Here is a 20839-nt window from a genome sequence, read left to right as displayed (position 1 = left end):
TCGAGCCGGGTCTACTTCTTCTTGCGCTTCGCGCGCTGCGCGCGCCTGCGCTCGGCCCGAGTCGCACCCTCGTCGACCTCGACGTCGTCCTCGTCGAAGGTCTCCTCGGAGGTGATCACACCACCCTCGCCGTCGATCGTCGGCGCGCTGTACTGCAGGTGCGCCGGCCGCTGGGGCGCGTCCAGGCCCTTCGCGTGGATCTCCGGCAGCGGCGCGGCCTTGTCGATCGAGATGCTCGGCGCCTCGGGCACCTGCTCGATCTCGACCTCGACGTTGAAGAGGTAGCCGACCGACTCCTCCTTGATGCCCTCCATCATGGCGTTGAACATGTCGAAGCCCTCGCGCTGGTACTCCACCAGCGGGTCGCGCTGCGCCATCGCCCGCAGGCCGATGCCCTCCTGCAGGTAGTCCATCTCGTAGAGGTGCTCACGCCAGCGGCGGTCCAGCACCGACAGGATCACCCGGCGCTCCAGCTCGCGCATGACCTCTTCGCCGAGCTTCTCCTCGCGCAGCGCGTACGCGGCCTGGGCGTCCGCCCGCAGCAGTTCCACGAGCTGCTCGGTGTCCAGGTCGGAGCGGTCGCCGAACTCCTCCTCGACCTCCTCGATCGTGACGCTGACCGGGTACAGCCGCTTGAGGTTGGCCCACAACTTCTCGAGGTCCCACTCCTCCGCGAAGCCCTCGGTGGCCCCGTGCACGTACGCCTCGACGGTGTCGTCGATGAAGTGGCCGATCTGCTCCTGCAGGTTCTCGCCCGCGAGCACCCGACGGCGCTCGCCGTAGATCACCTCGCGCTGGCGGTTCAGCACCTCGTCGTACTTGAGGACGTTCTTGCGGATCTCGAAGTTCTGCTGCTCGACCTGGGTCTGCGCGGACTTGATCGCGTTGGAGACCATCTTCGACTCGATCGGCTGGTCCTCGGGCACGTTGGCCAGGGTCAGCACGCGCTCGACGATGTTGGCCTTGAACAGGCGCATCAGGTCGTCACCGAGCGAGAGGTAGAAGCGCGACTCGCCGGGGTCGCCCTGGCGGCCGGAGCGGCCGCGAAGCTGGTTGTCGATCCGGCGGGACTCGTGCCGCTCGGTGCCCAGCACGTACAGGCCGCCGAGGTCGGAGACCTCCTCGTGCTCGGCCTTGACCGCCTTCTTGGCCTTCTCCAGCGCGTCCGGCCAGGCGCTCTCGTACTCCTCCGGCGTCTCGGTCGGGGTGAGCCCGCGCTGGGCGAGCTCGGCCGCGGCGAGGTGGTCCGGGTTGCCGCCGAGCATGATGTCGGTGCCTCGGCCGGCCATGTTGGTGGCCACCGTGACCGCGCCCTTGCGGCCGGCCTGCGCGACGATCTGCGCCTCGCGCTCGTGGTGCTTGGCGTTGAGCACCTCGTGCGGCACGCCGCGCTTGCGGAGTTGCGCGGAGAGGTACTCGGACTTCTCCACGCTCGTGGTGCCGACCAGAACCGGCTGACCCTTCTCGTGCTTCTTGGTGATGTCCTCGACCACCGCGTCGAACTTGGCCTCCTCGGTCTTGTACACGAGGTCGGACTGGTCCACGCGCTGCACCGAACGGTGGGTGGGGATGGGCACCACGCCGAGCTTGTAGATCTGGTGGAACTCGGCGGCCTCGGTCATCGCGGTACCGGTCATGCCGCCGAGCTTCTTGTACAGGCGGAAGAAGTTCTGGAGGGTGACGGTGGCCAGGGTCTGGTTCTCGTCCTTGATGTCCACCCCCTCCTTGGCCTCGATCGCCTGGTGCATGCCCTCGTTGTAGCGGCGCCCGGCGAGGATGCGGCCGGTGTGCTCGTCGACGATGAGCACCTCGCCGTCCACGACCACGTACTCCTTGTCCCGCTTGTACAGCTCCTTGGCCTTGATGGCGTTGTTCAGGTAGCCGACCAGCGGGGTGTTGACCGCCTCGTAGAGGTTGTCGATGCCGAGGTAGTCCTCGACCCGGGCGACGCCGGACTCGTGGATCGCGACGGTGCGCTTCTTCTCGTCGACGTCGTAGTCGCCGGTCTCCTCGATGCCCTTGAGCGGGTTGGCCGCCTCGCCGCGCCTGAGCCGCTTGACCATCTTGGCGAAGTCGGCGTACCACTTCGTGGCCTGGTCGGCCGGGCCGGAGATGATCAGCGGCGTGCGGGCCTCGTCGACCAGGATCGAGTCGACCTCGTCGACCACGGCGAAGAAGTGGCCGCGCTGCACCAGTTCGTCGGCCGACCACGCCATGTTGTCGCGCAGGTAGTCGAAGCCGAACTCGTTGTTGGTGCCGTAGGTGATGTCGTACCCGTACGCCTTGCGACGCTCGTGCGGCGGCATATTGGCCAGGATGCAGCCGACGCTCAGGCCCAGGAAGCGGTGGACGCGTCCCATCCACTCCGAGTCGCGCTCGGCGAGGTAGTCGTTGACCGTGACCACGTGCACGCCCTCGCCGGCGATCGCGTTCAGATAGGCGGGCAGCGTGGAGACGAGGGTCTTGCCCTCACCGGTGCGCATCTCGGCGATGTTGCCCAGGTGCAGCGCGGCACCGCCCATGAGCTGCACCTTGTAGTGCCGCTGGCCCAGCGTGCGGCGCGCGGCCTCGCGAACGGTGGCGAAGGCTTCCGGAAGCAGGTCGTCGAGGGTCTCCCCGTCGGCGTAGCGCTGCTTGTACTCGTCCGTCAGTGCCCGAAGCTCGGCATCGGAGAGGTCCTTGAAGTCATCTTCGATCGACTCGATCTGATCTGCGATGCGGTTGAGCTTGCGCAGGATTTTGCCCTCGCCGGCGCGCAGGACCTTGTCGAAGATAGACACGCTGGATGAGCTCCTTGCCCGACGGCGCCCGCCCGCCTTTCGGACGTGACGGCACGGCGGGGCCCGTCCCGCCGATACGGCCATCGTATGCGAGGAGGCAAGCCGGGATCGAGCCTCGCGGGCCGGCACAGTGACCGGCATGGAACCTGTGGAGATCGCGGCGGGGCGCTTTCAGCTCCGGCCCTGGAACGAACACGACGTCGAGGTGGTCCGCGAGGCGCTGGCCGATCCCGAGATCACCCGCTGGATGTCGGTGCCGACGGACGGTGACCCGCGCGCGTGGCTGGCCGCCCGCCGGGAGCGCTGGGACGAGGGCGACAGCCCCTCGTTCGCGGTGATGGACGCGGTGACCGGCGAGGTCCACGGCCACGTGGCGCTCAAGAACCTCGTCCCGCGGTGGCGCACGGGCGAGATCGGCTACTGGACGCTGAAGGGCGCGCGGGGCCTGGGCGTGGCCCGGCACGGGGTGGGCGCGGTGACCCGGTGGGCGTTCGGCGCGCTGGACGTGCACCGGGTGGAACTGCGGCACGCGGTCACCAACACCGCCTCGTGCGCGGTCGCGAGCGCGGCCGGATATGCACTCGAAGGAGTTCTCCGGGACTGCGTCATCGGCGCCGCCGAGCCCTTCACCGACGTACATCTGCACGCCCGGCTCGCCACGGACACCTGATGCGAACACACGTTCTAAGGTGGCGGTCATGACCACACAGCCGACCTTCTTGCCGGGCACCGAGCTGACCGCCGACGAGGCCCGCCGAATCGTGCTGGCCGCGCAGGGCCTCCTGGGCGCCCCCGACCGCCGCGCGGGCGTACCCGGCGTGCTGCGCTCGCTCGGCGCGGTCCAACTCGACACCATCTCCACGCTGGCCCGCTCGCACGAACTGGTGCCGTACGCCCGCCTGGGCCCGGTCGGCCGCCCGGCCGTCGAGGCCGCCTACTGGCGCGGCGACACCGCGTTCGAGTACTGGTCGCACGCGGCCTGCGTGCTGCCGATGTCCACCTGGCCGGACTTCGCCTTCCGCCGCCGGCACCACCGCGAACGCGGTCACCTGTGGGGCCACCAGGTCACCCCGGAGGCGTACGCGAACGTGCTGAACCGACTGCGCGCCGAGGGTCCGCTCACCGCGACCGGCCTGGGCGGCGCCAAGAACCGGGGCGAGTGGTGGGACTGGAGCGAGACGAAGGTCGCCGCCGAGCGCGCGCTCGCCTTCGGCGACGTGGTCTGCGTGCGCCGCGAGGGCTGGAAGCGGGTGTACGACCTCCCGGAGCGGGTGATCCCTGCGGCCCTGCTCGCCGAGGAGCCCGACGACGCCGAATGCGTCCGCCGCCTGGTCGCCCTGGCCGGCCGCCAACTGGGCGTGGCCACCCGGGCCGACCTGATGGACCAGTACCGGTTGACCCGGGCCCAGGTCGACGCCGCGCTGCCGGACAGCGGCCTGGTCCCGGTCACCGTCGCGGGCTGGGGCGAGCGGGCTGCCAAGGAGGGCACCTGGGCCGACCCGGCCGCGCTCGCCGCCGCACCGCGCGGCCGCCATCGCACCACGCTGCTGTCCCCGTTCGACGCGCTGGTGTGGGACCGGCCGCGCACGGCCCGGGTGTTCGGCGGCTTCGAGCACCGCCTGGAGGCGTACGTGCCGGCCGCCAAGCGCGTCCACGGCTACTTCGTGATGCCGCTGCTCGCCGGCGGGCGGTTGATCGGCCGGGTGGACCCGGCCCGCGAGGGCCGCACCCTGGTGGCCCGACGCCTGTCCTTCGAAGCCGGCCCCAAAGTCACCGAGCGCGCCCTGACGGCCATGGCCGACGCCCTACGCGAGGCCGCAACCTGGGTGGGCTGCGAAAACATACGCATCGAACACCTCACCCACGAAACCACCCGCGCCCCCCTGAACGCCCTACTCACAACCTGACCCGAAGACCACGCCGATCCCATCCGCCGGCCGAGCCACCCACAGCCCGGCCGGCGTTTGAGGCCAACACGGAAGCCGCATGGCCCGAGTGCGCCCGAGCCTCAGTCGCCGATCTCCAGAATCTTCTCCCGCATCGCGTAGACCACGGCCTCCATCCGCGAGTGCAACTGGAGCTTCTCCAGGATGTTGCGCACGTGGTTCTTGACCGTGTTCTCACTGATGAACAACTGCTTGGCGATATCGCGGTTGTTGCGGCCGGTGGCCACCAGCCGCAGCACCTCGATCTCACGATCGGTCAGCCGCGGCGCGGGCACCAGGCGTCGTTCGTCGTCGCGCCTGCTCATCGACTTGAACTCGGTCAGCAGCTTGACCGCCATCGACGGGCTGATCTGCGACTGCCCGTCGGCCACCGCGCGGATCGCCGAGGCCACCTCGCCGTGCGAGATCTCCTTCAGCAGGTAGCCGGTCGCGCCGGCCTTGATCGCGTCGTAGAGGTCGGCCTCTTCCTCGCTCATCGTCAGCATGATGATCTGCGTGCTGGGCGCGACTTCCTTGATCGCCGTGCACGCCTCGATACCGCCGCGTCTGGGCATCCGGACGTCCATCAGGATGATGTCGGGCAGCAGATCCTGCGCGGCCTCCAGCGCCTCGGCGCCGTCCCCGGCCTCGCCCACCACCGTGATGTCCGGTTCGGGCGCGAGCACGATGTCCAGACCCCGGCGAAACAGATCGTGGTCGTCGACCACCAGCACGCGAATCGGTTCGCCCGCTGAGCCGTGGTCCACGCGGGTCGGAACAGACTGTTCACCCACCGTGTTTCCCCCCTGGGTCGGCACGATCCGTGTCCAGGACATGATCCCACGTGATCGCCACGACGCCAGGCCCTGATGGGTGTTATGTGCGGAACGTACTTGCGAAGCGGAACTTTCGCCAGGGAACGCCAGGGTCGAGGACGCAACCGACGCCGAAACCCCTAAGGGTTTCGGCGCCGGATCACCGACCGAGGGCGCGCCCGAACGGCCCGACCGCTGCTACTGCGGTCCGCCGTCCTCGCGGTCCTCGGGCTTGAGGTGGATCACACCGTAGTCGTAGCCGTGCCGGCGGTACACCACGCTCGGCCACCTGGTGCTCGAATCGATGAACAGATAGAAGTCGTGGCCTACCAACTCCATCTCGTACAGCGCCTGGTCGAGCGCCATCGGGCGCCCGGCGTGTACCTTCTCGCGAACCACGAGGGGGCCTTCGCCGTCTACCTCGATCGGGCCCGCCATGTGCGGCTGGGGCCTCAATTCGCCGTTCTTCACAGCCTCGATGTCTTCCGCGGACGCCACCACGGCCCCGTTGAGCCGATCGGCGTGATTGATCTCCGCAGTGGCCGCGCCCACCGATACGGGGGAGCGGTGACCATGGTGCACGCGCCGCCGGTCGGCGGCCTTGCGCAACTGCGCTTCAAGCCTCGCGCACGCCATGTCGAGTGCGGCGTATGGGTCGGACGCGGCGGCTTCGCCCCGGATGACGGGACCACGCGTATTCAGCGTGATCTCCACCCGGTCCGAACGCTCCGCCAGCCGCGGGTTCCGCTCCTTGGATACCTCGACGTCAACGCTGATCACCTTGTCGTCGAGCTTCCGGATCTTCTCCAGCTTCTCGACGCAGTGCTTGCGAAAACGCTCGGGTACCTCGGTCTTGCGGCCCTTGACGACAATGTCCACGCAGAACTCCATCCATTGCGCCATGCCGGAGGGGTGGGCACCCAACCGACCGACCAGGTCGCCGATGGCCCTGCTCCGGCCGGCGCCGCCGGGCGGTCGCGGCCAGCACGGCCGCCGCCTCGACTCGCCCTCCCACGGCTCGGACCGCACGGGTCGCCTCCGCGAGAGTTGCGCCGGTGGTGCAAACATCATCGACGACGATCACCACACTAATGCCCGTAAACAAGGGCGCCAACCTGTCCGAAACGATCATTGATCGGTGGACGTTCATCCCCCGTTCACGTGCGGAAAGACCGGCTTGGTCCCGTACTCGACGGGTATGTCGCAGTGCCGGCAGCACACGTGTGCGGGTCCCGCCCGCGCGCAGCCGGCCGGCCGCGCGCAGGGCCAGCTCGCCGATGGCGTCCCGACCCCGGCGGCGCACCGCAGCCCGGGTCGAGGGCACCGGGACCAGCAGACAGGGCCCCACCGGGTCGCTCAGCCCGGCCGCCGCGGCCCGGGCGAGCGCGTCGCCGAGCGGACGGGCCAGGCTGTGCGCGCCGTGTTCCTTGTACGCGGCGAGCACCGAGCGCACCGGTCCCTCGTACCCGGTGATCGCGTGCACCGGCGGCAGGCCCTCGGGTGCGGGGGTCGGCCGCGCGGGCGCGGGCTCCGGGGCGAAGACCCCGTGGCACTCGGCGCACAGCAGCGCACCCGGCTCGGCGCAGCCCGCGCAGCGCACGGGCAGCACCAGGTCGGCCCATGTCGCGAACACCCGACGCCGTTCCATGTCCCCAAGCTCGCACGTCCGGCCCGGAAACGGACCCGTCGCGGGCGCGACCACCCGATCCGGTCATGGCGCGCCGTGGCGAACGATCGAACCCGCCCGGGCCCGACCGGACCCGCCCACAGCCGACCGGTACGCCACGCGGCCCGCCGGGACGGCGGGCACGCCCTAGCCGGGATAGACCGGGTACAGCCCGCTGTGCACCTTGGTCCAGTTGTTGCCCTGGGACAACTGGTAGATGTTCTCCTCGCCGGAGTCCGCCAGCAGGGGTTGGTCCGCACCGTCCGGAGCCGCGATGCGCAGCATGCCGTTGACCGAGGCGACCGAGACCGAGATGCCGCCGTCGATGTCCACGATCTGCGGCTGGAGCGCGCCCTGGCCCTCCTTGCCCAGCACCACGAGCCGGTCGGCGCCGTTCCAGGAGATCGCCTTGACCTCGACCAGCGAGGGGATCACCGAGCGCGGCGCGGCGATGGTCATGGCCACCGTGCCGTTGCTCACCCGCCGCTCGACCCGGCCGATCAGGACCTTGCCGTTGTCCACGATCAGCGCGGCGCGCGTGCCGTCCGGGGAAAGCCGCAGGCCGGTGATCCGGGACGCGGCGATGCCCTGCACGTCGACCTCGACCCGGGTGATCTGCTTGCGTTCGTCCTCGTACAGCGCGAGCACCCGCTCGGCGTTCCTGGTCCGGTCCAGCACCCACAGCACACCCCGGCCGTCCCAGGTCGGGCTGAGCAGCGACGCCGGACCCGTGCTCAGCCACTCCTGGACCTCGCCGTGGCCGTCCACGTCACCGACCCACAACTTGCGGCCGTTGGTGTCGATGCCCGCGATCCGGCGGCGGAAGGGGTCGCGCGAGACGGCGATCTGGTCGACCTTGTAGGTGCCGTCGCCGAAGGGTCCCGGCAACACCGGCGGATTGCCGTTCGGGCCGGGCACCACGTTGACCACGTTGCCCTTGGCGATGAAGTAGCCGGTGGGCGAGGACGTCTTGGCGGCCCGGCCGGGGTCGTACTGCGCCGCGTCGTCGTCGGAGAGCGAGCACATCGGGGCGCCGCCGCCGGTGATCGAGACGGAGTCCACCCCGGAGACCTGGCGCAGCGTGTACAGCAGTTGCGCGGCCATCCGCTCGCAGCCCTTGGTCTGGGCGAGTCTGGCCTCGCGGTTGAGCTGGACCCGGGCGATCCGGTTGTCCTCGATCGAGACCACCCGGTCGGCCGGCGCGGTGCCCGGCGGGAACGCGGTGTCCACGACCGGCCGCAGCCAGTCGGTGGGGCCTTCCACGAGTTGGCGCACCAGCGCGGAGGTCAGGCCGACCCGGCTGCGCAGGTAGACGGGGTCGGGCACCAGCATGTCCTTGCCCATCGGCATCGCGGTGGCGAACCAGTAGGTGTTCACCGACCGGTAGATCCGGTGGAACTCGGCCCGGGACAGGATCAACCCGTCCGGCAGGTCGGCGATCCGCCACTGGTTGTCGGTGCCCAGGCGCAGTTGCAGGGTGGCCCGGTACTGCGCGTTCGGCTGCTGCTCGGGTTGGTAGGCGTTGCGGCTGTCGACCGTGCCCACCCGGGTGCCGGACACCTCGGCCTGGTAGGTCCGCTCGTCGGCGCCGGGCACGAGTTCGATCCGGGCGATCGACTCGAGCACCACGATCTCGCGCGCGGGCACCCACTTGGCCCGCGCCTCCGGGGTCAGATAGGTCCGCGCCGTCGTGTAGTCCGGCTCGTCGCTGGTGACCGCCTCCAGGAAGCCGGCGACCATGCCGTGCGGCTGCTCGCCGGGCTTGGGCGGCACGGCGAACACCCGCACCTGCTGCTCGGGGCCCTGGTCCTTGGTGCCGCCCTTGCCGGCCTCGCGCACGCTGCCGCTGTGCGGCATCGACGCGCACGCGCTGAGCGTGCACAGCACACACAGCAGGGCCAGGAACGGGGTGATCCGCCTCATCGACTGCCTCCCGGGGAGCCGGCCGCGCGCACGGTGCGCCGATACGGCGAGCCGGCCGGGCCCAGGCCCCGATTGGCCCGCGAGTCCTCGGGCTCCAGCGGCAGCGGCGAACGCACCAGTTCGCCGCCCGCGGTCTTGGGCAGGCTCAGCCGGAACTGCGAGCCGCCGCCGGGCTCGCCCCACGCCTGGAGCCAGCCGCCGTGCAGGTTCGCGTCCTCCAACGCGATCGACAGGCCCAGGCCGGTACCACCGGTGGTCCGCGCCCGGGCCGGGTCCGCCCGCCAGAACCGCGCGAACACCAGTGAGGACTCGCCGGGCTTGAGGCCCACGCCGTAGTCGCGCACGGCCACCGCGACCGAGTCCTCGCCGCCGGCGACGCTGACCACCACGTCGTGGCCCTCGCCGTGCTCGACCGCGTTGACCACCAGGTTGCGCAGCACCCGGTCGATCCGACGCGGGTCCACCTCGGCCACACACGGCTTGTCCGGCACGCGCACCACCAGGCGGCTGCCGCGGCGCTCGGCCAACGGTTCGGCGCCCTCGACCACCCGGCGCACCAAATCGCGCAGGTCCACCGGCTCGGCGTCGAGCACGGCCGCGCCCGCGTCGAACCGGCTGATCTCCAGCAGGTCCGACAGCAGCGCCTCGAACCGGTCCAACTGGTTCTGCAACAGCTCGGCCGATCGCCGGGTGGCCGGGTCGAAGTCCTCGCGCGCCTCGTGCAGCACGTCGGCGGCCATCCGCACGGTGGTCAGCGGCGTACGCAATTCGTGTGAGACGTCCGAGACGAACCGGCGCTGGACCCGGGAGAGCTCCTCCAACTGTCTGATCTGGTTCTGCAGGTTGGAGGCCATCTTGTTGAAGGAGGACCCCAGCCGGGCCAGGTCGTCCGCGCCGACCACGCGCATGCGCTCCTCCAGGCGCCCGGCGGCCAGCCGCTCGGCGATCCGCGCCGCCATCCGCACCGGCGTCACCACCTGCCGGGTCACCAGCGCGGCGATCGCCACCAGGAGCAGCACCAGGAACACCCCGGCGGTGGCCAGCGTGCTGCGCACCAGCCCCAGGGTCTTCTCCTCCGGTCCGAACGAGAAGAAGTAGTAGAGCTGATAGGACCCCCCGTCCGGGTCCTCCAACTGGGCTCCGACCACCAGACCGGCCTCGCGGGTTCTCTTCGCCGGACCGTCGCCGCGCTGCCCCTCGCGGACGATCTGGGTGTACTGCAACAGCGCCACCCCGCGCTTGAGGCCGACCTCGCGGCGCAACTCGGCGGGCACGCTCGCGTCCGGGACCACGTCGCCGGACGCGCGCGGGCTGCGGCCGGACCCGGGGGAATCGTCCGCGGTGTCCTGGCTGGTGGCGGCCACGTCGTAGACCCCCTGACCGCCGCTGGAGAGCTGCTTGACCAGCGCGTTGAGCCAGTCGCCGGTGTTCACCCGGTTGCCGGATGCCGGGGTGCCGGTGGGCACCTGGACATGCCGGCCCGGACTGGTGGCGATCTCGTCGGCCTGGGCGCGGGCATCCTCGAACCCGCCCTGGGCCTGGGACCGGGCGGAGGCCACCTTCGCGTCGAGCAGGCCGTTGCGGACCTGGCCGACCACCACCACCCCGAGCAGCACCATCACGGCTACGGACAGGACCAGCGTGGTGGCCACCACGCGAAACTGGATCGATCTGTTCCACAGCGCGATGACCCGGCCCACGCCACCGCGCACACGACGCAGGGCGAGGGACCAGGCCGACGGGGAGGGCGGCCGCTGTGCGGTGCTCACCGGTACGAACTCAAGGTCAGGCCGGTCCCGCCTTGTAGCCGACCCCGCGCACGGTGACCACCGTCTCCGGGCGCTCGGGATCGCGCTCGATCTTCGAGCGCAGCCGCTGGACGTGCACGTTCACCAAGCGGGTGTCGGCCGCGTGTCGGTAACCCCAGACCTGTTCGAGAAGCACCTCGCGGGTGAACACCTGCCAGGGCTTGCGGGCGAGTGCGACAAGGAGGTCGAACTCCAGCGGGGTGAGCGCGATGTTCTGCCCGTCCCGCTTCACGGCGTGGCCGGCCACGTCGATCACCAGATCGCCGATCACCAACTGTTCCGGTGTGGGTTCTTCGGCTCTGCGCAGGCGGGCCCGCACACGAGCGACAAGCTCCTTGGGCTTGAACGGTTTGATCACATAGTCGTCGGCTCCGGATTCCAGCCCGACCACGACGTCGACCGTGTCGCTCTTGGCGGTGAGCATCACGATCGGCACGCCGGACTCGGCACGGATCTGGCGGCAGACGTCGATGCCGTCGCGGCCGGGCAGCATCAGGTCCAGCAGCACCAGGTCCGGTTTGACGTCCCGGAAAGCCTGGAGTGCCTTGTCGCCGTCCGCCACGAACGACGGCTCGAACCCTTCGCCACGCAGCACGATGCCGAGCATCTCGGACAGTGCGGTGTCGTCGTCAACGATGAGGACGCGTCCCTTCATGTGCATCATCGTCGCATTACCGGATTGTGACCTGCACTCATCCGACCGATTCCGGCCGCGTCCACGCACGGCAAATCCCCCTTTTTCGGGGCAATCGACATGATCGAGAAGGTGGAATCACCGCGAATACCGGTCGAGTACCGAGACGTACGCCGGCCCGCCGACTCACGCAACGGACATTTCAGCCACGAGTACGACCGCCGCGACCACCCGCCGACGTCGCGCCGGCCGGCCCCGGAACGCGTGCGGAGCCCTCCACGTTGTCCACGCGATCGGTGCGCCCGTACGGGGAACCGCATCCCGTGACCGCCCGTTCATCCGAGCCCCGCGCCGGCATGCCACGATGAGTCACCACCCGATCAGGACGAGGAGCGCAAACGCATGACGGACTCGCCCGGCCCGCCCACCCCGGACGCCCCGGGGCCGGACGGAGAACGCCCGTCGGACGACGCCACGTCACCCGACCAGACCGCACCCGCGCCTGCCTCGCAAACCCCGGCCACACCCCCGGTCACGCCTCCCGCCACGCCCCCGGCCGCAGGCTCGTCCCCGGACGAGACCGCCGAGGAGGCCGCCGAGGAAACCACCGGCGAGCCCGTGCCCGCGGACCGACCCACGTCCCTGGACAAACCCGCGTCCTCGGACACGCCCGCCGCCGCGAACGCGCCGACATCCTTGGACAAGCCGCCCGCCGAGGACCGGCCCCCGCAGCCCGGCCCGCAGGCCCCGGCACCCGGCTGGGCACCCGTCCAGCCCCCCGCCGCCGGCTGGGGCCCGCCCCAACAGGGCCCGGGCAACGGCTGGGGACCCCCGCAGCAGGGCCCCGGCCCGCAGGGACCCGGCCCGGACCCGCGCTGGGGCGGCAACCAGCAGCCCCTGTGGGGCGCGCCTCCCGGCTGGAACGGCCCCTACGTCCAGGCCGCCAAGCCCGGCGTGATCCCGCTGCGCCCGCTGAGCGTCGGCGAGATCCTCGACGGCGCCTTCGCCGCCATGCGCTCGCACTGGAAGGTCATGATCGGCATCGCCGTCGTGGTCGCCCTGCTCACCCAGTGCCTCGAAGTCCCCATCACGTGGCTGCTCAACCGCGAGTTCTCGCCCAGCGACCTCGGCGACGACCCCACCGGCGAGGAGATCCGGCACTACCTGCGCGACACCGCCGCACTGGTGCTCGTGCCGATCGTGGTCTCCACCCTCGGCCAGATCGCCGCCACCGCCATGCTCACCGTCGTGGTCAGCCGCGCCGTGATCGCCAAGACCATGTCCGCCGGCCAGGCCTGGGCGGCGGTCCGCCCGCTGTTCCCGCGGCTGCTCGGGGTCACCTTCGCCAGTTGGCTCATCCCGGTCGGCGCCCTGCTGGTGGCCCTGCTGCCCGGCCTGGTCCTGCTGGCCGTCGGCGCCGACGGCCTCGGCGCCCTGCTGCTGCTCCCCGGCATGATCGGCGGCATCGTCGCGGCGATCTACCTCTACGTCTGCCTCGCCCTGGCCGGCCCCACGCTGATGCTGGAGAAGCAGTCGGTCCGCAAGTCCCTGGAACGCTCACGCAAGCTGGTCACCGGCTCGTGGTGGCGCGTGTGCGGGATCATGCTGCTGATCGCGCTGATCATGGCGATCGTCGGCGGCATCATCCAGACACCGTTCCTGCTCGCCTCCGACGGCTTCTCGGCGATCACCGCCTCGGACGCCTCCGACATCCCCGAACCCTCCTTCCTCGACCTGCTGATCACCGGCGTCGGCGCGGTGATCTCCTCCGCACTGCTGTTCCCCTTCGCCGCCGGCGCCACCGCGCTGCTCTACATCGACCAGCGCATCCGCCGCGAGGCACTGGACCTCGACCTCGCCCGCGCGGCCGGCGTCCTCGACGAGCCCGGCAGCGACACGACCTCGGGACCCACGCCGGCGTGACCCGCCACATGCCGATCCCGGCCCGGGACTGGGAACCGGTGGACATCCCGCGCGACGACGCGCGGGATGCCGCCCGGGACGAACTCTCCCGCAGCGAATACCACCGCGACGACCCCAGCCTGCTCAGCCGCGCCCTGGACTGGTTCTTCGACCACCTGGGCGACCTGCTCTCCCGGGCCGGCGCCAACAGCCCCGGCGGCGGCATCGGCCTGGTGGTGATCCTGCTCGTGCTGATCGCCGCGATCGTGCTGCTGCGGATCCGCCTGGGCCCGCTGCGCGCGGCTCGCCGCCGCGCGGGCCTGCCGCTCTACGGCGACCAGGGGCCGATGTCGGCCGCCCGACACCGCGCCGCCGCCGACGGGCACGCCGCCGAGGGCCGCTGGGACGAGGCGGTCCGCGAACGCTTCCGCGCCATCGTGCGCGCCCTGGAGGAACGCGCCGTGCTCGACGTACGCGCCGGCCGCACCGCCGACGAGGCGGCCGCCGAGGCGGGCCGAGCGCTGCCCGACGCCGCGGCGGACCTGCGCACCGCCGCGGCGACCTTCGACGACGTGCACTACGGCGGCCGTACCGCCGACCGGGAGCTGGACCGCACCCTGCGCGAACTCGACGCCCGCTGCGCCGCCGCCCGCCCGCACACCGACGAGCGGGTGCCCCGATGAGCGACACCGCGCTCAGCCCCACCACCGAACAGCTGTGGCGGCGCATGCGCCTCCCCCTGACCCTGGTCGCCCTGGTCCTGATCGTGGTCTCCGCGCTCGTACTGCTCCAGGGCGACCGACACGAGGGCCGCCTGGACCCCCGCTCCACCGGCGGCCAGGGCAGCAAGGCCCTGGCCCGGCTGCTCGGGGCCGAAGGCGTCCAGGTGAGCACGGTCCGCTCCGCCGACGAGGCGGCCCGCTCGGTCGGCCCGGACACCACCCTCCTGCTGCCCTTCCCCAACCTGCTCACCGAAGAGAGCCTGCGCACCCTCGCCGCCGCCGCGCCGGCCCGCACCGTCCTGGTCCGCCCCGGCGAGGACGCGCTCGCGATCCTGGCGCCCGGCGTGCACACCGCCCGCGACGCCGGCCGCCACACCCTGCAACCGGGCTGCGCACTGCCCGCCGCCGAGCGCGCGGGCGACGCGGACATCGGCGGCGGCCGCTACGACACCTCGCTGCTCCCCGGCGCCACCGGCTGCTACCCGGACGCGGGCCGACCGACGCTCGTGCTCGCCCCGATCGGCACCGGCCACGACACGGTCGTGCTCGGCTCCGGCAGCCCGCTGGTCAACGACCGGCTCGACGACCGCGGCAACGCCGCCCTCGCGCTCAACCTGCTCGGCGCCCACCCGCGCCTGGTCTGGTACCTGCCCGGCTCCGGCGAACTCCCGCCCGCCGAAGACTCGCTGTGGGACCTGCTCCCCTCCGGCTGGCGCTGGGGCGCCGCCCAACTGGCCGTCGCCGCCGTCCTGCTGGCCCTGTGGCGGGCCCGCCGACTCGGCCCCGTGGTGGCCGAACCACTCCCGGTCGTGGTGCGCGCCGCCGAGACCGTGGAGGGCCGCGCCCGGCTGTACCAGCGCGGCCGAGCCCGCGACACCGCCGCCGAACTGCTGCGCGCCGCCGCCCGCGAACAGCTCGCGCGCGCCCTGGGCGGCAACGCCGGCGAAGCCGCCCTGATCGCCTCGATCACCGCCCGCACCGACCACACGTCCGCGCACCTGCACGCCCTGTTGTACGGTGCGAACCCGGAGAGCGACGAGGCCCTCGTCACCCTGTCCGACGAACTCGACGCGCTGATAAGGCAGGTACGCACGACGTGAGCGCACCCGAGCAGACCCGCGAGGCGCGCGACGCCCTCGAAGCCCTGCGCGGCGAGATCGGCAAGGCCGTGGTCGGCCAGGACGCCGCCGTCACCGGACTGGTGATCGCCCTCCTGTGCCGTGGCCACGTGCTCCTGGAAGGCGTCCCCGGCGTCGCCAAGACCCTGATGGTGCGCGCCCTCGCCCGCAGCCTGGAGCTGACCACCACCCGCGTGCAGTTCACCCCGGACCTGATGCCGGGCGACGTCACCGGATCGATGGTCTACGACGCGCGCACCGGCGCGTTCTCCTTCCGCGAGGGCCCGGTGTTCACCAACCTGCTGCTCGCCGACGAGATCAACCGCACGCCGCCCAAGACCCAGGCCGCGCTGCTGGAAGCCATGGAGGAGCGCCAGGTCTCGGTCGACGGCACCACCCGACCGCTGCCCGACCCGTTCATGGTCGCGGCAACGCAGAACCCGATCGAGTACGAGGGCACCTACCCGCTGCCCGAAGCCCAGTTGGACCGCTTCCTGCTCAAGCTCACGCTGCCGCTGCCCGAACGCGACGACGAGATCGTGGTGCTGCGCCGGCACGCCGAGGGCTTCGACCCACGCGACCTGGAAGCGGCCGGCGTACGCCCGGTCGCGGGCGCCGCGGACCTGGCCGCCGGTCGCCGGGCGGTGAGCGCGCTGCGCGTCGACCCGAACATCCTGGCCTACGTCGTGGACCTGTGCCGGGCCACCCGGACCTCCCCGTCCCTGGCCATGGGCGTCTCCCCACGCGGCGCCACCGCGCTGCTCGCCGCGGCCCGCGCGTGGGCCTGGCTGGCCGGCCGCGACTACGTCACCCCCGACGACGTCAAGGCACTGGCCCGCCCGGCCCTGCGACACCGCGTCCGACTGCGTTCCGAGGCCGAGATGGAAGGCGTCACGCCCGACGTGGCGATCGACGCCGTCCTGGCCCACACGCCGGTCCCGCGTTAACCGCCGATGGCCCTGACCGGTCGTGCCGTCCTGGCCGCAACACTGGGCATCCTGGTGGTCGGCCTGCTCCTGCCGTCCCTGGTCGGTCTGGCGGTGGTCGAGGGCGCGCTGCTGCTCGGCATCCTCACCGACCTGCTGCTCGCCGCCGGCGTCCGCGGCCTGGCCTTCGAACGAGGCGGCGACACCGCGGTCCGCCTCGGCGAACGCGCCGAGGTCACGCTGACCGTCACCAACCCCGGCACCCGCCCCCTGCGCGGCCGACTGCGCGACGCGTGGCCGCCGAGCACCGGCACCGCCACACAGCGGCACGACCTGGACATCCCCGCCGGCGAACGCCGCCGGCTCACCACCACGATGACCCCCACCCGCCGCGGCGACCGCAACGCCTACCGGGTCACCGTCCGCTCGATCGGCCCGCTGGGCCTGGCCGCCCGCCAGGGCTCACACCAGGTGCCGTGGCGACTGCGCGTGTTGCCCGGCTTCCCCAGCCGCCGGCTGCTGCCCTCCAAGCTGGAACGCCTGCGCGAACTCGACGGTCGCTCGGCCCTGCTCACCCGCGGCGCGGGCACCGAGTTCGACACACTGCGCGAGTACGTCCCCGGCGACGACGCCAAGTCGATCGACTGGCGCGCCTCCGCCCGCAACCAGGGCGTCGTGGTACGCACCTGGCGCCCCGAACGCGACCGGCACATCCTGATCGTGCTGGACACCGGCCGCAGTTCGGCCGGCCGGATCGGCGACATCCCGCGCCTGGACGCCGCGATGGACGCGAGCCTGCTGCTGACGGCGGTCGCCAATCACGCGGGCGACCGGGTCGACCTGCTCGCCTACGACCGCCGCGTTCGCGCCGAGGTCCGCCGGGCACCCCGGAACGGGATACTCCCCGCCTTCGTCCAGGCAATGGCCACCCTGGAACCGGAGTTGATCGAACCGGACGCCCGAGGTCTGGTCGCCGAGGTCCTCCGCCGCTCCCCGCGCCGCTCACTGATCGTGCTGCTCACCGGCCTGGAACGAGAGGCGGTCCAGGAGGGAATCCTTCCGGTGCTGCCCGGCCTGGCCGCGCGTCACGAGGTGATCGTGGCGGCGGTCGCCGACCCGGCGATCACCGCCATGGCCGGCCGGCGAGGCGACGCCACGGCGGTCTACGAAGCGGCCGCCGCCGAGCGCGAACTGGCCGAACGCCGCTCCACCGCAGCCGAGTTGCGCCGCAAACGGATCACCGTCGTGGACGCTCCACCCGGTGAACTGGCCTCGGCGCTCACGGACATGTACCTGGCCTTGAAGCTGGCCGGACGGCTGTAGCTCGAAGAACGAGTCCCCCGGCCCGCTTCCAGTTCCAGCCGATTCCGCCGGCGGACGCGGACCGCCCTGCCCTGCGGGACGCCGGACGGAGCGAGTAGGGATGTTCAACCACCCGGCGTGACATGCCCGTTCGCCCACGCCCACGCCGCGATCCCGACCCGATTACGCACCCGCAACTTCGCCTGGATGTTCGCGATGTGCGTCTTGGCGGTGCCGGCGGTGATGTACAACTCGGCGCCGATCTCGGCGTTGGTGTGCCCCCGGGCGATCAGCCGAACGATCTCGTGCTCCCGGATGGTGAGCGGATCGGGGACCGGGTGCCCGGCCGGGGTGGGACTCGCGGCCGAGGTCGAGGCCGCAGCGGACGTCGAGTTCGGGTTCGGGTGCGGGTGCGGGTGCGGGTTCGCCGACAGCCGATCAAGCAGGCGGACGGTGACTTGCGGGCTGATCAACGTGTCACCCGCCATCGCCGCCCGGACCGCCTCGATCAACAGCGTGGGCCCGGACCGCTTGAGCAGGAACCCACAGGCCCCGTTGCGCAGCGCGGTGTGCACGTACTCGTCGAGTTCGAAGGTGGTCACCACGATCACCCGCGTGGGCGTGGCCACGTCCGGGCCGGCGAGCCGCCGGGTGAGTTCGAGCCCGTCGAGCCGAGGCATGCGAATATCCGCCAGCACGACGTCCGGACGCAACCGTGCCGCCGCCTCGACGGCCGCGACACCGTCGGCCGCCTCACCGACCACGGTCATGTCCGGCTGCGAATCCAGCACGAGCCGAAACCCGCTGCGAATGTCGTCCTGGTCGTCGGCGATCAGGATGCGCGTGGTCACGGGTTCCTCGTTTCCTGGGTCGAGCGAGCGGTTCCGGCCGTGGGCCCGGGTTGGGGCGGGTCGACAGAGTGTGGAGCGCGGTCGGCGCGGTCGGCGGGCAGGATCGCGTGGACGCGCCAGCCGTGTTCGAGCGGTCCGGCATGGAACTCGCCACCCGCCTCGCGCACCCGCTCACGCAGCCCGGCGAGCCCGCGCCCGCCGCCTCCCGTGCGACGGCGCGCGAGGTCGTCGGTGACGGCGCCGGCGGCGCCCGTGGCGCCCTTGGCGCCCTTGGCGCCCGTGGTGTCGTTGTCGTTGTCGTCCACTACGAGTACCGCCACGGCCGGACGGCCGAATCGGGACGTCGCGGTGACCGCGACGTCCACGCCGACCGCGTTCGGCGCGTGTCGGCGGACATTGGTCAGTGCCTCGACCACCACCCGGTGGACGGCGGCCGACGTCTCACGGGACACAGCGGTCACCGGGATGTCCGAGGTCGGGTCGGCGGTGGTAACGGCGCCGGCGACGGTCATGAGTTCGGGAGCGATGGTCAGGGCCGCACGAGTACCGACCGAGGTGGTGAAGTCGGCGATCAACTCCGGCAACCGATCGATACCGGGCAAGGCCGCCCGAGATGCCGCCCGATCCGAATCGCCGACATGCAGGGTGGTGACCATCCGGTCCATCGACGCCAACGCCGCCAACCCGGCCCGCTCGATCCGCTCGAGGGCGACCAGCGCCTGAGCGGGGTCCGACGCACCGACGAAGCGGGCCGCCTGGGCCTGCGCGACGATGCCACTGACGTCGTGCGCGACGTAGTCGTGCAAGTCCCGGGCGATGTCGAGCTGCTGCTCACGGCGAGCCGACGCGACCGCGGCCACCCGCCGCCGCTCGACCAGTCGCGGATACCCGCCCAAGACCACCGCCCCGACCACCGGAAGCCCCCAGAACACCGCCGCGCCGAACGCCTCCAGGGGGCCACCCCGCCATTCCGCCAACGGCAGCGACCACAGCGCGACCGCCGCCCCCATCGCCCCGATCGCTCCCCCTGCGGATCGCCGCGGCTCCCAACGCGCACACACCCCGACCAGAACCAGCAGTACGGCCACCCGGGCGAGCCCCCACATGCCCGACTCCGTCGACGAGGACCACACCTGCCCCAGGAGGGAGATCAAACAGAGCCCACCCAGCCCGACACACACATACGAAAGCCACGCCCCCGGCCGCGGCCGACACAACACGGCCCACAGCGCCACCGCACCGCCGGCCACGGTCGGCACCACCGCAAAGGAACTCTGCCCAAAACCAATCCCGAGCCCGACACCAACGACGGCAACCACACAGACAACCGCCAAAGCACGACCGCCGGACATCCCGAGCCTGTCGATCCTGGTCCTGGTCCTGGTCCCGGTCCTGTTCCCGAGCGTCATATCCCACCCCGAATCCCACTGACGGCGACATGGCCTCCGGTGCGGACTTCAGCGCCGACCTCGACTCGGAACCCTCCATCGGCAGCAGTGCCCATCGGCGTGTCTCCCCCATCCATCGCCATGATCACCAGAGAGCGTAGACGCGCCCACTTTCCACGCGCCTCTACCAAAAAGCAGAGACCCCACTCCGATCACATCTGCCGATCGTCCGATGGCCCGATGGAGGCCCGGTCCTTCCGGCGAGATGTGGGTGTTGGTCGGGAGAAAAAGCATCCAGGGGCGGTGGCGGGGGGAGGGGGTCGGGTTGCGTATGCCGAAGTGACGTTTCCGGGTGGGTGGGTTTTCGGGCGGGGGCGGTGCCGTGAGGTACTTCGGCGGGCGTTTCCGAAGGAGGCCGGGCCCGGGTGGCGCACCTTCGGTGCGTTTGGGAGGTCACCACCCGGATCCCGAGACGGCCTCGGGCGCAAGGGCCCCTACTGACCTGGGGTTTTGCGTCGTGGGAGGGCGAGAGCGGGTGTCGTGGGCGGGTTTGCGTCTCGGGGAGGTGGGGCTCCGGCTTTCCGTAGGAGGCTTTCTCGCCGCCCGGGTGCCCAGGGGTCCCGTTTTCGGGCGGGGGCGGTGCCGTCGGGTTCTTCGGGGTGCCGTGTGCGGTGGGCCAGGGCGCTTCGGCGTGTAGTGGGTGCGTAAGTGTGCGGCCTCGGGTGCGGGTCTTTGCCTCCGCGAGACGCGAACCCGCCCTCGACACCCGCTTTCGCCCTGCCCACGATGCAAAACCCCAGGTCAGCAGCGATGGCTCGCGTCTGGAGTCGTCCCGGGATCCGGGTGGTGACCTCCCAAACGCACCGAAGGTGCGCCACCCGGGCCCGGCCCCTTCGGAAACGCCCGCCGAAGTACCTCACGGCACCGCCCCCGCCCGAAAACCCCACCCACCCGGAAACGTCACTTCGGCATACGCAACCCGACCCCCGTTACCTTTTCCGTGGCCCTGAAACGGGGCTCCTGGCCTCCGGGTCCGGCATGACTTCTACCCCCTGTCGAACGCATGACCTGGGGGGTGG

The 20839-nt window shown here is 71.5% G+C and carries 16 protein-coding genes; 7 read left to right on the top strand and 9 right to left on the bottom strand.

Translation table 11 applies throughout. The annotated features are described in order from the left end of the window. Window positions 1-11: 11 nt before the first annotated feature. The gene (gene secA / locus ACZ4FV_RS14465; RefSeq protein WP_395863427.1) at window positions 12-2780 is read right to left on the bottom strand and encodes a preprotein translocase subunit SecA; all 2769 of its coding nucleotides are present in this window, start codon (window positions 2778-2780) and stop codon (window positions 12-14) included. Between the two features lie 139 nt (window positions 2781-2919). Between secA and ACZ4FV_RS14460 the strand changes: the two genes are divergently transcribed. Both ACZ4FV_RS14460 and ACZ4FV_RS14455 read left to right on the top strand, forming a co-directional pair. Continuing rightward, a complete protein-coding gene (locus ACZ4FV_RS14460) occupies window positions 2920-3450 on the top strand; it encodes a GNAT family N-acetyltransferase (RefSeq protein WP_395863428.1) in 531 nt (176 codons plus the stop codon). 28 nt (window positions 3451-3478) lie between these two features. Continuing rightward, window positions 3479-4687, top strand: a complete 1209-nt coding sequence (locus tag ACZ4FV_RS14455; protein WP_395863430.1) for a winged helix-turn-helix domain-containing protein — start codon at window positions 3479-3481, stop codon at window positions 4685-4687. Between the two features lie 101 nt (window positions 4688-4788). Here the strand turns inward: ACZ4FV_RS14455 and ACZ4FV_RS14450 are convergent, their stop codons facing one another. The 6 genes from ACZ4FV_RS14450 to mtrA form a co-directional block, all read right to left on the bottom strand. Beyond that, window positions 4789-5499 carry a response regulator gene (locus ACZ4FV_RS14450; protein ID WP_052174179.1) on the bottom strand — a complete coding sequence of 237 codons (711 nt, stop codon included), beginning with the start codon at window positions 5497-5499 and terminating at the stop codon, window positions 4789-4791. A 219-nt stretch (window positions 5500-5718) separates the two neighbouring features. Beyond that, the gene (gene hpf / locus ACZ4FV_RS14445) at window positions 5719-6399 is read right to left on the bottom strand and encodes a ribosome hibernation-promoting factor, HPF/YfiA family (RefSeq protein WP_395863432.1); all 681 of its coding nucleotides are present in this window, start codon (window positions 6397-6399) and stop codon (window positions 5719-5721) included. Next, window positions 6287-6652 carry a phosphoribosyltransferase family protein gene (locus ACZ4FV_RS14440; protein WP_402234312.1) on the bottom strand — a complete coding sequence of 122 codons (366 nt, stop codon included), beginning with the start codon at window positions 6650-6652 and terminating at the stop codon, window positions 6287-6289. The genes hpf and ACZ4FV_RS14440 overlap by 113 nt, the downstream gene beginning before the upstream one ends. 681 nt (window positions 6653-7333) lie before the next feature. Beyond that, window positions 7334-9109: an LpqB family beta-propeller domain-containing protein gene (locus ACZ4FV_RS14435; RefSeq protein WP_395863436.1), complete on the bottom strand. Its 1776-nt coding sequence runs from the start codon at window positions 9107-9109 to the stop codon at window positions 7334-7336. Continuing rightward, window positions 9106-10878, bottom strand: a complete 1773-nt coding sequence (gene mtrB, locus ACZ4FV_RS14430; protein WP_395863438.1) for an MtrAB system histidine kinase MtrB — start codon at window positions 10876-10878, stop codon at window positions 9106-9108. The genes ACZ4FV_RS14435 and mtrB overlap by 4 nt, the downstream gene beginning before the upstream one ends. 16 nt (window positions 10879-10894) lie before the next feature. Beyond that, on the bottom strand, window positions 10895-11572 hold the full coding sequence (mtrA, locus tag ACZ4FV_RS14425) for an MtrAB system response regulator MtrA (RefSeq protein ID WP_026219725.1): 678 nt from the start codon (window positions 11570-11572) through the stop codon (window positions 10895-10897). Window positions 11573-11953: 381 nt separating this feature from the next. Here mtrA and ACZ4FV_RS14420 point away from each other — a divergent pair, with 381 nt between their 5' ends. The 5 genes from ACZ4FV_RS14420 to ACZ4FV_RS14400 are packed head-to-tail and all read left to right on the top strand — an operon-like array spanning window position 11954 to window position 17542. Further along, window positions 11954-13474, top strand: a complete 1521-nt coding sequence (locus ACZ4FV_RS14420; protein WP_465322716.1) for a hypothetical protein — start codon at window positions 11954-11956, stop codon at window positions 13472-13474. Further along, window positions 13471-14136 (top strand): DUF4129 domain-containing protein, encoded by a 666-nt coding sequence (locus ACZ4FV_RS14415; protein ID WP_395863442.1) that lies wholly within the window; start codon window positions 13471-13473, stop codon window positions 14134-14136. Before ACZ4FV_RS14420 ends, ACZ4FV_RS14415 begins: the two co-directional genes overlap by 4 nt. Beyond that, on the top strand, window positions 14133-15275 hold the full coding sequence (locus tag ACZ4FV_RS14410) for a DUF4350 domain-containing protein (protein WP_395863444.1): 1143 nt from the start codon (window positions 14133-14135) through the stop codon (window positions 15273-15275). The genes ACZ4FV_RS14415 and ACZ4FV_RS14410 overlap by 4 nt, the downstream gene beginning before the upstream one ends. Continuing rightward, on the top strand, window positions 15272-16240 hold the full coding sequence (locus ACZ4FV_RS14405; RefSeq protein ID WP_395863446.1) for an AAA family ATPase: 969 nt from the start codon (window positions 15272-15274) through the stop codon (window positions 16238-16240). Before ACZ4FV_RS14410 ends, ACZ4FV_RS14405 begins: the two co-directional genes overlap by 4 nt. A 6-nt stretch (window positions 16241-16246) precedes the next feature. Beyond that, window positions 16247-17542: a DUF58 domain-containing protein gene (locus ACZ4FV_RS14400; RefSeq protein ID WP_402234085.1), complete on the top strand. Its 1296-nt coding sequence runs from the start codon at window positions 16247-16249 to the stop codon at window positions 17540-17542. 104 nt (window positions 17543-17646) lie between these two features. Here the strand turns inward: ACZ4FV_RS14400 and ACZ4FV_RS14395 are convergent, their stop codons facing one another. Then, window positions 17647-18372 (bottom strand): response regulator, encoded by a 726-nt coding sequence (locus tag ACZ4FV_RS14395; protein ID WP_465322715.1) that lies wholly within the window; start codon window positions 18370-18372, stop codon window positions 17647-17649. Further along, entirely contained in the window at window positions 18369-19478 is a 1110-nt protein-coding gene (locus ACZ4FV_RS14390; protein ID WP_465322714.1) for a histidine kinase, read from the bottom strand. The genes ACZ4FV_RS14395 and ACZ4FV_RS14390 overlap by 4 nt, the downstream gene beginning before the upstream one ends. Window positions 19479-20839: the final 1361 nt, after the last annotated feature.

It is taken from the genome of Embleya sp. NPDC025285 (genome assembly GCF_055558835.1).
This window is presented reverse-complemented; position numbering and strand designations above follow the sequence as displayed.

Coding starts and splice junctions, on each gene's coding strand:
- ACZ4FV_RS14460 (WP_395863428.1), top strand. CDS start 2,920: ATGGAACCTGTGGAGATCGCGGCGGGGCGCTTTCAGCTCCGGCCCTGG.
- ACZ4FV_RS14455 (WP_395863430.1), top strand. CDS start 3,479: ATGACCACACAGCCGACCTTCTTGCCGGGCACCGAGCTGACCGCCGAC.
- ACZ4FV_RS14440 (WP_402234312.1), bottom strand. CDS start 6,652: ATGATCGTTTCGGACAGGTTGGCGCCCTTGTTTACGGGCATTAGTGTG.
- ACZ4FV_RS14435 (WP_395863436.1), bottom strand. CDS start 9,109: ATGAGGCGGATCACCCCGTTCCTGGCCCTGCTGTGTGTGCTGTGCACG.
- mtrA (WP_026219725.1), bottom strand. CDS start 11,572: ATGAAGGGACGCGTCCTCATCGTTGACGACGACACCGCACTGTCCGAG.
- ACZ4FV_RS14420 (WP_465322716.1), top strand. CDS start 11,954: ATGACGGACTCGCCCGGCCCGCCCACCCCGGACGCCCCGGGGCCGGAC.
- ACZ4FV_RS14410 (WP_395863444.1), top strand. CDS start 14,133: ATGAGCGACACCGCGCTCAGCCCCACCACCGAACAGCTGTGGCGGCGC.
- ACZ4FV_RS14400 (WP_402234085.1), top strand. CDS start 16,247: ATGGCCCTGACCGGTCGTGCCGTCCTGGCCGCAACACTGGGCATCCTG.
- ACZ4FV_RS14390 (WP_465322714.1), bottom strand. CDS start 19,478: ATGTGGGGGCTCGCCCGGGTGGCCGTACTGCTGGTTCTGGTCGGGGTG.